Source organism: Pseudoalteromonas sp. 2CM41L (genome assembly GCF_023161905.1).
Classification (GTDB): Bacteria; Pseudomonadota; Gammaproteobacteria; order Enterobacterales; family Alteromonadaceae; genus Pseudoalteromonas; species Pseudoalteromonas atlantica.
On record NZ_JALNTN010000025.1, the window covers coordinates 23,940 to 35,973 of the forward strand.

At 41.2% G+C, this 12,034-nt stretch carries 8 protein-coding genes; 4 read left to right on the top strand and 4 right to left on the bottom strand.

Annotation, left to right across the window (positions count from 1 at the left end; all coding sequences use genetic code 11):
* The first annotated feature begins 63 nt into the window (after nucleotides 1-63).
* From MTF64_RS19190 to MTF64_RS19200, 3 genes are all read left to right on the top strand, one after another.
* Nucleotides 64-3,291, top strand: coding sequence for a S41 family peptidase (locus tag MTF64_RS19190; protein ID WP_248452375.1), 3,228 nt, complete (start codon nucleotides 64-66; stop codon nucleotides 3,289-3,291).
* Nucleotides 3,292-3,689: 398 nt separating this feature from the next.
* Nucleotides 3,690-4,610, top strand: coding sequence for a hypothetical protein (locus MTF64_RS19195; protein WP_248452376.1), 921 nt, complete (start codon nucleotides 3,690-3,692; stop codon nucleotides 4,608-4,610).
* Between the two features lies 1 nt (nucleotide 4,611).
* Nucleotides 4,612-5,301, top strand: coding sequence for a hypothetical protein (locus MTF64_RS19200; protein WP_193051118.1), 690 nt, complete (start codon nucleotides 4,612-4,614; stop codon nucleotides 5,299-5,301).
* A 207-nt stretch (nucleotides 5,302-5,508) separates the two neighbouring features.
* Here the strand turns inward: MTF64_RS19200 and MTF64_RS19205 are convergent, their stop codons facing one another.
* The 4 genes from MTF64_RS19205 to MTF64_RS19220 form a co-directional block, all read right to left on the bottom strand.
* Nucleotides 5,509-6,804, bottom strand: a complete 1,296-nt coding sequence (locus MTF64_RS19205; RefSeq protein WP_248452377.1) for a DEAD/DEAH box helicase — start codon at nucleotides 6,802-6,804, stop codon at nucleotides 5,509-5,511.
* A 205-nt stretch (nucleotides 6,805-7,009) separates the two neighbouring features.
* Nucleotides 7,010-8,197 carry an alpha/beta hydrolase-fold protein gene (locus MTF64_RS19210; protein WP_248452378.1) on the bottom strand — a complete coding sequence of 396 codons (1,188 nt, stop codon included), beginning with the start codon at nucleotides 8,195-8,197 and terminating at the stop codon, nucleotides 7,010-7,012.
* 112 nt (nucleotides 8,198-8,309) lie between these two features.
* Nucleotides 8,310-10,130: a glutamine--fructose-6-phosphate transaminase (isomerizing) gene (gene glmS / locus MTF64_RS19215; RefSeq protein ID WP_248452379.1), complete on the bottom strand. Its 1,821-nt coding sequence runs from the start codon at nucleotides 10,128-10,130 to the stop codon at nucleotides 8,310-8,312.
* A 46-nt stretch (nucleotides 10,131-10,176) separates the two neighbouring features.
* The gene (locus MTF64_RS19220; protein ID WP_248452380.1) at nucleotides 10,177-10,941 is read right to left on the bottom strand and encodes a DeoR family transcriptional regulator; all 765 of its coding nucleotides are present in this window, start codon (nucleotides 10,939-10,941) and stop codon (nucleotides 10,177-10,179) included.
* A gap of 154 nt (nucleotides 10,942-11,095) precedes the next feature.
* On the opposite strand from MTF64_RS19220, the gene MTF64_RS19225 reads away from it, so the two are divergent.
* Nucleotides 11,096-11,623: a sugar O-acetyltransferase gene (locus MTF64_RS19225; protein ID WP_248452381.1), complete on the top strand. Its 528-nt coding sequence runs from the start codon at nucleotides 11,096-11,098 to the stop codon at nucleotides 11,621-11,623.
* Nucleotides 11,624-12,034 lie beyond the last annotated feature (411 nt).

Below are 12,034 nucleotides of genomic sequence, written 5' to 3' on the forward strand. Positions count from 1 at the left end.
GTGCATCGCTATTTATAACCTTATTGTTATGATGTAACAGCTATTAATATAGGATGTAATCCCATGAAAAAATTAACAACATTGGCGCTTGCCTTGGCTGCAGTTATTGCACCGAGCGTATCGGCCTATGAAACTAAAGACACTCGCTTACTACGCTTTCCTGATATTCATAACCAAAACGTGACCTTTGTTTACAGTGGCGATATTTATATTGCTAATACACAAACCGGCGAAAGCAAACGTTTAACCGACCACATTGGTTTTGAAACATTTCCTAAGTTTTCTCCTGATGGTAAGCGCATTGCATTTTCAGCCGAATATAACGGCAGCCGCCAAATTTATGTGATCAACAGCGATGGCTCAGGCCTTAAGCAGCTTACATACTACAACGATGTTGGCCCAATGCCGCCGCGTGGTGGCTTTGATTACCGCGTTTTAGATTGGACCGCCGATGGTAAAAATGTGGTGTTTAGAGCAAACCGCACACCATGGGGCAAACGTATGGGTCGCCCTTATATGGTCCCTGCCGACGGTGGCCTTGAGCAGCCTTTAGCTATTCCAGAAACTGGCGGCGGTATGCTCTCCCCAGATGGTAGCAAGTATGTTTATACGCCCATTGACCGTGAGTTTCGTACCTGGAAACGCACCCGTGGCGGTCGCGCGCAAGACGTATGGATTTACGATTTAGAAAATAACACTTCAGAGCAACTTACTACTAACCGCGCAACCGACCAGCAACCTACCTGGGTTGGCGACAATATTTATTTTGTATCTGACCGTGATTACACACTAAACCTTTACCAATATCGCAAAGGCAGTGAGCCTAAAAAGCTCACCAACTTTAAAAACTTTGACGTACTTTGGCCCTCAGCAGGCCCTAATGCAGTTGTGTATGAAAACGGCGGTTACTTATATCGCTTTGACGCAAAAACACAAAAAAGCACTAAGCTGAGCATTAACATTGCCGGTGTGCGCCAATACGCTATGCCGTATAGCAAAAATGTGAGCGACTTTATTGATTCTATGTCGATTTCTCACGATGGCAAACGTGCTGTATTTACAGCCCGTGGCGAGCTATTTAGTGTACCTGTTAAACAAGGCCCTACGCGTAACTTATCGTACACAGATAAGAGCCGTGAAATAGACGCAAGCTGGTCGCCAAATGGGCGTTACATTGCTTACATGAGCGATGAAAGCGGCGAGTACGAAATTTACTTAAAAGATCGCAGTAAAAACAATGCCATTAAGCAACTTACTAGCAATGGTACCATTTGGCGCTTTACGCCTATTTGGTCACCCGATAGCGCTAAGCTATTGTTTGCAGATAAAAACAACACACTTTGGTGGTTAGATGCAAAATCGGGCAAGCAACACAAAATTGATACCGGCATTTACGACGAAGACGGTATTACTCAGTATACGTGGTCGCCTAATAGCCAAGACATTGTGTATGTTAAAAATAACGAAAACCGTTATGCCTCACTGTGGCACTACAACCTTAAAAAAGAAAAGGTAACGCGCCTAACAGACGAAATGAGTAACGAGCAAAACCCAACTTTTTCGCCAGATGGCCAATACCTTTACTTTAGCTCTGAGCGCGACTTTAACCTTGCGTTTAGCAGTTACGAGTTTGACTACATGTTTAACCGCGCCACCCGTATTTATGCGGCTGCAGTAAACGACAGTGTTAAACCGCTTATTGCCTTACAAAGTGACGAAACCACAATTGTAAAAGACGATGACGACGAAAAAGAAGATGACAAAAAAGTTAAAAACGCACTGCAAAGCAGCGACTTTATGCAGCGTGTTACCGCACTTAACGCACCAGCGGGCGATTACCGTGGCTTAACCGCAGTAAAAGACGGCGTACTGACGCTTGCTAATGGCGCATTACAACTTATAGGTACCGAGCACGACAGTGAGCTAGAAACAGTCGCTAAAGGTGCTAGCAATTACACTATATCGAGCAACAGCGAACACCTACTTGTACACACAAGTGGCGGTTACAGCTTAATAGAGCCTAAACCAAAGCAAGACCTAGACGCCAACAAGCTCGATTTAAGCAAAATGACGCTTAAAATTAACCCGCAAGCTGAGTGGCAACAAATGTACGTAGAAGGCTGGCGCACATTGCGTGACTGGTTCTACGACGAAAACCACCACGGTCAAGATTGGGATGCTATTTTAGCTAAATACCAACCTATGGCTGATGCTATTAGCCACCGTAGCGACCTTGATTACGTACTTAGCGAAATTGCTGGCGAAATTAACTCAGGCCATATTTACGTGCAATCGGGCGATATGCCAAAAGCCGAGCGTAAAAACCACGGTTTATTAGGCGCTAAGCTTGCAAGCGATCCATCGGGTTATGTAAAAATAGAGCAAATCTTTAAAGGTGAAAACTGGCATGACGATTTCCGCTCTCCGCTAGGCACTACAGGCATAAAAGCACATAACGGCGATTACATAATTGCGGTGAATGGCCGCTCGGTTAAAGACGTGGCTAACTTTTACGAACTCCTTGAAAACACCCAAGGCGAGCAAGTGGAGCTGGTGCTAAACAGTAAACCGCGTAGCAAAGGCGCGTGGCAAGTAACAGTAAAACCTGTAGCCAGTGAGCAAGGTCTACGTTATTTAGATTGGGTTAACTCGCGTGCAGCCTACGTAAATAAGCTATCAAATGGGCGTATTGGCTACGTACACCTGCCAAATACAGCGTATGAAGGTAACCGCGCCATGTTTAAAAATTACATGCCGCAAACAACCAAAGACGCCATGATTATTGATGACCGTTACAATGGCGGTGGCTATATTCCTGAGCACATGATCACCTGGCTTGCACGTAAACCACTTAACTATTGGAAACGCCGAGGCACTGAGCCGACTAAAACGCCACAGTTTGCACACGATGGTCCTAAAGCAATGCTAATAAACGGCTATTCAAGCTCAGGCGGTGATGCAATTCCTTACTACTTCCGCCAAGCGGGTTTAGGTAAGCTAATTGGTACGCGTACGTGGGGTGGCTTAATTGGTATTTCTGGCAACCCTGCTCTTGTAGATGGCGGGCAAGTTATTGCGGCTACTTTCCGTATTTTAGATACCCAAGGTAACTGGATTATAGAAAACGAAGGCGTTGCTCCTGATATTAAAGTGGTTGATCGCCCAGAGCTTATTTATAAAGGCCAAGATCCATCAATAGAACGTGCTGTACAAGAGTTATTAAAGGAGCTTAAAGCAAACCCTAAGCAACCTTTAGTAGTGCCACCAGCACCTACTGATTTTAACTTTTAATTCTTTGTTAAAAAGTAAAAAAACCGCAAAATGCGGTTTTTTTCTTAAAAGAGCTATTCATCAACTTATATATACAAGAAGCATCCTCTGACAGCTTTAAAGTTTCAATTAGTGCCTCAGCCATGTATTGGATCGAGTACCTGAATAAGCTTGCTCCTTTAAAGGCTTTTTAATCTATCTAAAACTAATGACAATAAATCTTAGTTAATTCCAAAGTGAAGCAGTTTAACAACAGCTCCTCGATCATTTTAATGCTGATTAATTTGACTTCTTCTAAACAAAAAGCAATTGATGGAATGGTAAATTTTAGTGAATCAAATATATAGCCTTCTAAATAGGGGCTTTCAAAAATTTTCTCTTTTTGATAAAATCGCGAAAAATTTTTACAGGGTTATGGAATGACGTGTGTTGGGTATTTACCATCATTAGAGGACTTTGTTCGAGATAATTTAGGGGCTGACCGGTTGGTCAATCTAAATAATCAGTCAAAGGGTGGAGACAACAACGCTAAAGGGAATAGGCACGAGACTTTTTTTGCTGCGTATAAATTAGCAGAATCATATATTGAATCTCCTGAGGACGATATTGAAATTAGTTCTCAGGAAAAAGCTTTTGTTGATGACTTAACCATCATGAATTTTACGAAAAATTCAAAACAAAGCTATCAATTGAAAGACTCCAAGAAAGTTTATTGGTTTAAAGCGAAAGGTATTGCACCTTATTTTAGGGACCAATACAAAGTTGACCTTAATCACTTTAATGTGGACAGCTCAAAAACTACTCTAGTGCTCGCACAGGAAAATGTTTATAAGCTCAGGAATAAAGACATCCCTGAAAGTATTAAGCATCATACAGAATGTGTTCTTTTTAAAAATTCTGAAACTGCAAACAAGATGCTATTAAATAATCAAAACTTTAAAGATGTAGTTTCAAAATTTTGTGCTTACCCTACTGAAACTGATAAGCTGGAGATAGTTTTACAGAACCTAGTTGGCACTTGGACTACCCACAATAAAGAGAAGAAAAAGGTATCTGAGTTTATAGACTTAGCAAAAAAAGCTGCAAACCCAGACTTTTTTAAAGACTCTAACAGTAATTATTCAATTTCCGATAAGTTAAGTCAGATACTTGACAATATTGATGGATTATCGTACACAATACATAATGGTTTTTTAAATTACGAGATAAACGACTTTTCAGGAATTGTCAGGTCTAAAATTGGTACGCCTGAGTTCGAAAAATTAAGTGAAGCCATCATCGAAAGAAACCCTAGCGATATAATGAGTTTGTTGGGTTTCCTTATGGGGTCTGGAGCCTGATATGAATACATATAGTAATGGAAGAAAATTCGATAAAAGTGTTACTAATGACGTGAAAGCTCTTTTGGCGACCCTAACTGACAGATCGGTTGAAAGCCACGTTTACAGAAAAACCATGTTTGAAATTGGCAAATTCATGGGCAAAGAACTTTCTAAAAAGCTTGACTCAAGTAAGAGCTACTGCGTTGCTTCCACTGTTGAAGATGCCGATTTTTTATCTAAAGGAATAATTGAGAGCATTAAAGAGAATGTTCATTCTGTTTATTTAGTATGCTTTTGGAATGACAGAATTAAAGTAAATGGCGCTAGTGTTGCACCAATATTCAACAAGTTTCAAGACAAAGGTTATGAAACTTCTGATTCGTTAATCGTTGTTAAGTCTATTATGTCTGGTTCTTGTGTTGTCAAAACCAACATAACAGCTCTTATAGAGAACATGAAACCAAAAAATATTTTTGTCTTAGCGCCTGTTATGCATAAAGACTCAACACTCAAGCTTGAGAAAGAGTTCCCAGCTCAAATAAGTGCACTCTTCAACTATTTTTCTTTAGCTATCGATGAAAGCATAAATAACAAAGGTGAAGTTTTACCAGGTATTGGTGGGAGTGTTTATGAACGTTTGGGGTTTGGAGGGCAGACCGAAAAAAACCAATACATTCCTCATATCGTTCAAGAAAGAATTTTTGCTTAATGAGAGCGCAATCAAAAAAAGCGACTTAATTAAGTCGCTTTTTTATCGAGTACAAAAAGAGTAAAAAAGGTAATTGTTAATATCTGATATAGAAGTAAAACGATCTCTATGAATCATATAGTTAATCGTTATCCAAGTTTTTATAAGCTTAACGAAAAGACACACGCCATCGCGTCTTTTCCGTTTTCTATCTTCATAAAAATAGTTCTAATTCCGGCGCCAGCCGCTCCACACATCTTCAACATCGGCTTTTTTCTTCTTTTTCTTGCCAGTGCCTTCAGGCTTTGCCATTGGTTTATCGTTTTTAAGTGCTTGTGCTGCATCAAGGTTTGCTTGGTTTACCGCAAAACCCGTTACTTCCTCACGCTCTAAACGAAGTTTGTTTTTTTTCTCGATTATTTTAAAGTGATGAAAGTCTTCGTAATCAATTAACGATAACGCTAGGCCAACTTCACCGGCACGGCCGCTTCGGCCAATACGGTGCATATAATCAGCGGGGCTGCGCGGTAAGTTAAAGTTAATAACGACAGGCAGTTTGGCAATATCTAAACCACGGGCTGCTATATCGGTGGCTATAAGTACTTCTATTTCACCGGCTTTAAACTTTTCAATTACGCGAGTACGCTCACTTTGGCCTTTGTCACCATGAAATACCTGTGCGTTAATACCACGCTTTTCAAGCTTAGCTGCTAAGTGCTCACAGTCTTTTTTAGCGTTTACAAAAATAAGTGCTTGGCGCCATTTATGCGCTTTAATTAAATGCGCTAAAACCGTGGTTTTTTCGCCTTTATTAACTGTAAATACGCGCTGTACTAAGGTGCTTTCGTCTTTGCTTTGAACTTGTATTTCAACAGGGTTGGTTAACAGCTCTTGCGTTAATTGTGTTACTTGCTCTGGGAAGGTCGCTGAAAACAACATGGTTTGTTTTTTAGCAGGCATAAGCGCTAATAACTCAGCAAGCTCTTCGGTAAAGCCAAGGCTTAACATGCGGTCGGCTTCATCAAGCACTAAGGTTGTTACTTTATCGAGCTTAATAGCATTGCTTGAGATTAAATCGAGCAAACGCCCTGGTGTTGCCACGATAATATCGGCGCCGCCGCGTAGAGCCTGCATTTGTGTATTAACCGACACACCACCAAATACCGCCACTGTTTTAATGGCGCCATTAAAGTTAGCAGAATACGATTTAACGCTATCGGCCACCTGCGTAGCAAGCTCGCGCGTAGGTACCAAAATAAGCCCAGTGACAAAATTACCTTTGCTCGCTGCTTTTTTAGATCCATGCTCTAAAAATAGGGTTTGCAGCATTGGCAAAGCAAACGTTGCTGTTTTACCTGAGCCAGTATTTGCCCCTGCAATTAAATCGCTACCAGCCAGTACACTTGGAATCGCCTTAGCTTGAATTGGCGTAGGTTGGCTATATTCCAAATCGGTTAAACGAGCTTGTAGCTCTGGAATAAGGCCAAGATCGTTAAAGGCACTAGGGCTTGTTGCTGAGGTCATAAAATTGTGGGCTTATTGCTAAAAAAGTAGCCTGTAATTTTAGCGTATTTAGCGCTTATTAAGTAGGGATTAGTGATTTAAATGTGGTTTAAGTAATGGCTGCGAGCGTCGAGTTACAAGCTTCGAGGAATTTTGACTGTCACCGTGAGCACTCCAAACTTAAAGAGGCTTTCATAAAAAGCCAACAACTAAGTTAGCAATATTATTAGTTCTTGCTAAGTTCTGCTTGTAACCTAGCTTTTGTTTCTCTTAAATAATTTATATAAGGATATGAGTCATTTGTAATGGCTAAAGCAGACTCCATCTGTTCAAGCGCTTGGCGAGTATCGCCTTGCATTTCATAGCCATAAGATAAGGCTGAAAGCGCATCGACTGATTTTGGGTGGTTTTTTATATTGTACTTAAACACTTCAATAGCACGGGTAAATTGCTTGCTGCCCGTTAAATTATAACCGAGTGTTCTAACAGCGCGATCCGGTGGCGCAATCTGCTCGCCCCATTGCTGAGATAATGTTTTGTAATAAGCATCAATAGAGGTTACATCGTCAGTTAAATCACTTATGGGCATTTGTTTAGGCAAAAATAAGTTGTGATACGCATTAAATGAACCAGCAACCGAAGTCAGGTTATGCGAGACACCATCAAACGCGTCACTAAAGAAGCGTAAATTTGGCAAGCTATTAGATTGCAAATCTTGCTGAAGTTCATTGTATCGCTCACGCATTAAGCCAGCTTCTTCGCCAATATTTATATAAACATAGTTATTCAGATCTTTTGATTTATTGATAAACGACTTAGTCGCTTTTACCGGTGCACCATAGTTCCACCAAACGGCTGGGCTATACGCAATATGCGCTTGGAAAAGATCTTGGTTAGCTTGCATTGTATAAAGTGCAAACACGCCTGCCGCTGAGCCCCCAGCAATTACATTAAAGTTGTGCGAACGGTAACTTTTATTAATCAAGGGCATAAGCTCTTGCTCAATAAATGCTAAAAACTTTGCTGCACCACCGCCTTCACCTACCGGGCCTTGTGGCTCTTTATTAACTGTGGGGTATAAATCTCTTAAGCGATTGGTATTTTCAATAGCGACAATAATAACTTCAGGCGCACGATTATCATTTTGTAATCGCTCCATCACTGCACTTATAAGCGGTATATTACCCGCTCCATCAAGGCGATAAATGACCGGATAAACTTTGTCTGGATTAGCTTGATAACTCTTTGGAAGCTGGACAACAACGGTACGTTGCTCATTTAAAACGGCTGATTTAATAGTATGTGTTTGTTGCGTATAACTAATGGTTTGCTGTTTTAAATCAGGCTCTGCAAGTGTGCTACTAGAATAAAATATAAATAAACTACATATAAAAACAGCGGTTAATAAACGCATTACTAATCCTTTAGAAAATAGTGTGTTATTTAATCTAACAGGCTTTGTGGTACAAAAAAAGGCGCATTAAGCGCCTTTTTATCTTTAACAGGTAATTACCAACCTTTTGATTTTACTCAACAGTAACCGATTTAGCTAAGTTACGTGGTTGGTCAACGTCGGTACCTTTAATTACCGCTACGTAGTACGACAGTAACTGTAATGGCAGTGTGTAAACAATTGGCGCAATAATGTCGTCAGTGTGGTTTACGTTGATTACACGCATTGTGTCGTCTGACTCAAAGTGTGAATCTTTATCTGCGAATACGTAAATAATGCCGCCACGTGCGCGTACTTCTTCTACGTTTGATTTAAGCTTTTCTAATAGCTCATTGTTTGGTGCTACAACAATAATTGGCATGTCGGCATCAATAAGTGCAAGTGGGCCATGCTTTAGCTCGCCCGCTGCGTAGGCTTCTGCGTGAATGTACGAAATCTCTTTAAGTTTAAGTGCACCTTCCATTGCAATTGGGTATTGCGAGCCACGACCTAAAAACAGTGAGTGATGCTTGTCGGCAAATTCTTCTGCAAGGTCTGCAATGCCATCAGCGAGTAGCAATGTTTCTTCAAGCTTAGTAGGAAGTACTTTTATAGCATCTACAATGGTACTTTGATCAAGGCCTTTTTCTTGAGCTATAGACGCAGTAAGCATTAACAAACCAACTAATTGCGTTGTAAATGCTTTAGTAGAAGCTACACCAATTTCAGCGCCGGCTTTAGTCATAAAGGCTAGGTCTGATTCGCGAACAAGCGATGAACCAGGTACGTTACAAATGGTCATTGAGGCCATGTAACCTTGCTCTTTAGCTAGGCGTAACGCAGCTAGCGTATCGGCTGTTTCACCCGATTGAGAAATAGTCACAAGTAGGCTGTTTTCGTGTACAAACGACTGACGGTATCTAAATTCAGAAGCTATTTCTACATTACAGCTAACACCCGCAAACTGCTCAAGCCAGTAACGTGCAACCATACCTGAATGGTATGACGTACCACAGGCAATAATTTGTACGTGTTTTACATCTTTAAATATTTGCTGAGCGCTGTCGCCAAAGGCATCAATTGCTACACGGTCGTCGTTTAAACGTCCTTCAAGGGTATTGCGTACCGCAAGTGGTTGCTCGTAGATTTCTTTTAGCATGTAGTGGCGGTAATCGCCTTTGCCTGAAGCATCTTGCGTGATGTTTGATTCAACAACTTCACGCTCTACAGCATCGCCATTTTCATCAAAAATTTCTACTGTATCACGCGTAATGCGGGCTACGTCGCCTTCTTCTAAAAAGATAAAGCTACGAGTAACGGGTAATAGTGCTAACTGATCAGAGGCAATAAAGTTTTCCCCAAGGCCTAAACCTATAACAAGTGGGCTACCTGAGCGCGCTACGATGATTTCGTTGTCGTTTGCTTTATCAAATACAACGGTACCAAATGCACCTTCAAATTGCTTAACAGCTGCTTGAACAGATGCAAGTAACGTAGTGTGTTGCTTACGAAGCTTATGAATTAAGTGCACCATTACTTCGGTATCGGTTTCAGATAAGAACTCGTAGCCTTCTTCTTTAAGTGATGCGCGTAAGCTTGCATGGTTTTCAATAATACCGTTATGCACAAGTGCTAGCTGGTTGTTTGATACATGCGGATGAGCGTTTTCTTCTGTAACACTACCGTGTGTTGCCCAACGTGTGTGTGCAATACCTGTATGACCGCTAACGCCTGCTTTCTCAAGTGCGGCTTCTACGTTCACAACTTTACCGACTGCTTTTACAGTATTTAGCGTAGAGCCTTCTAATAGTGCTACACCGGCAGAGTCGTAGCCACGGTATTCAAGACGTTTAAGGCCTTCAACTAAAATTTTATTTACTGGACGTTCTGCAACTGCCCCAACTATTCCACACATAGTGTCTCCATTAATTTTTTAATTCTAGTAACTCGCTTTGTAGTTACTAATCAATAATCTCTGCACAAATTAGTTTTACACCACAGGCCTCAATCGCTTTGCGTTTATCAGCTGCTAAGCCAGTATCGGTTATTAAGGTGGTTACTATTTTCCACGGTAATTCTAAATTTGGTATTTTTCGGCCAATCTTATCTGATTCAACCATAACGATTACTTCACGGGCGGCTTTTGCCATAACTTGGCTTAAGCCGACTAACTCATTAAAGGTAGTCGTGCCGCGTTTTACATCTATGCCGTCAGCACCAATAAATAGCTGATCAAAGTCATAAGAGCATAATACGTTTTCGGCAACTTGCCCCTGAAACGACTCAGAATGCGGATCCCAAGTACCGCCAGTCATTAAAAGTGTTGGCTCGTTTTCAAGTGATAGTAAACGGCTCGCCACTTTAATCGCGTTAGTCATTACAACTAACCCGTGCTTATTTGCAAGCTCTGGGATCATAGCGGCCGTAGTGCGCCCGCTATCAATAATAATGCGGTTATGATCTTTTATAAGTGCAGCAGCAGCCTTAGCTATTGCTACTTTTCGCTTAGAGTCTATTTCGTCGGTAACGATTTCTTTTGGCAGTGCAATAGCACCGCCGTAACGGCGCAGTAATAAGCCACTTTTTTCAAGCGCGGTTAAATCTTTACGAATGGTTACTTCAGATGTTTGAAACTGCTCCGCAAGCTTTTCAACAGCCACTTCACCTAGCTCATTTACCTGAGTAAGTATTAAATGACGGCGTTGCTGTGTGTTTCGTTTGGTCATAAAGCTCGCAGATTAAGTTTCGTTTCGAAAGATGTGCAATTCTAAACGAAACTAATTAAATGGCAAGTGAACGAGCAAAAATAAAGCAGCTTTCAACGAGTAATAATAAAGGTAAAATAGTCACAGCATCTCTTAACTAAACAAAGAAACCTTAATGCAGCCATTTAATAGCTTAAACAAAGAGCTTTTAGCCCTACGTAAACAAACAGGCGAAATATGCCGACTCTTCAATAAAAGCCCGAGTAAAGGTAATTTAAAACGCATTAAAGAGCTATTCGCTCAATGCGGTGAAGGCGTAATTATAGAATCAGGTTTTCATTGCGATTATGGTAATCAAATAGCTATTGGTGATCGTAGCTTCATAAACATTAACTGTACGGTATTAGATGCCCCAATTAGTGAAGGAGCTATCAGCATTGGTGATGACTGCTTAATTGGCCCCAATGTTCAGCTATTGACTGTATCCCATGCTGTTAACCCTACACAGCGACTGAATAAAGAAAACTTTGCTGCTCCTATTACAATAGGCAGCAACGTATGGATTGGCGCAGGTGCAATTATTTTAGCGGGCGTATGCATTGGGGATAACAGTGTTATTGGTGCGGGATCTGTAGTTACTAAAAATGTAGAGGCGGATACTGTTGTTGCTGGTAATCCAGCTCGTGAGATAAGAACACAATAACTATAATCGATGTTTTTTTGCGTCGGGTATCGCTACGCTCGCCCGACCTACATTCTAGAAGTAGATGAGTGTGCATTAATTGTCCGCATTTCACCTTTCTGCAGACGTAAAAAAGCCCGGCTCTTTCGAGTCGGGCTTTCTTGTATTTGGAGCTTGGCGATGTCGTGGTGCCCACAGCGGTAGAGAGTCACATAGCAAATGCGACATTATCATTGCGTCGGGGCGGCCTTTCGTAGGGCTCGCCTTCGAGCTATTTCGTTTTTCTACTGAGTTCGGCTATTTATTAAATCCCAGATAGCAAAAAACCCGTTACATCGCTGTAACGGGTTTCTCGTATTTGGAGCCTGGCAATGTCCTACTTTCACATAGCAAATGCTACACTATCATCGGCGCTGTTTCGTTTCACTACTG

What these genes read in the sequence shown, in the direction of transcription:
- MTF64_RS19220 (WP_248452380.1), bottom strand. Translation starts at nt 10,941, where the DNA reads ATGACCAAACGAAACACACAGCAACGCCGTCATTTAATACTTACTCAG.
- MTF64_RS19225 (WP_248452381.1), top strand. Translation starts at nt 11,096, where the DNA reads ATGCAGCCATTTAATAGCTTAAACAAAGAGCTTTTAGCCCTACGTAAA.
- MTF64_RS19195 (WP_248452376.1), top strand. Translation starts at nt 3,690, where the DNA reads ATGACGTGTGTTGGGTATTTACCATCATTAGAGGACTTTGTTCGAGAT.
- MTF64_RS19205 (WP_248452377.1), bottom strand. Translation starts at nt 6,804, where the DNA reads ATGACCTCAGCAACAAGCCCTAGTGCCTTTAACGATCTTGGCCTTATT.
- glmS (WP_248452379.1), bottom strand. Translation starts at nt 10,130, where the DNA reads ATGTGTGGAATAGTTGGGGCAGTTGCAGAACGTCCAGTAAATAAAATT.
- MTF64_RS19210 (WP_248452378.1), bottom strand. Translation starts at nt 8,197, where the DNA reads ATGCGTTTATTAACCGCTGTTTTTATATGTAGTTTATTTATATTTTAT.
- MTF64_RS19190 (WP_248452375.1), top strand. Translation starts at nt 64, where the DNA reads ATGAAAAAATTAACAACATTGGCGCTTGCCTTGGCTGCAGTTATTGCA.
- MTF64_RS19200 (WP_193051118.1), top strand. Translation starts at nt 4,612, where the DNA reads ATGAATACATATAGTAATGGAAGAAAATTCGATAAAAGTGTTACTAAT.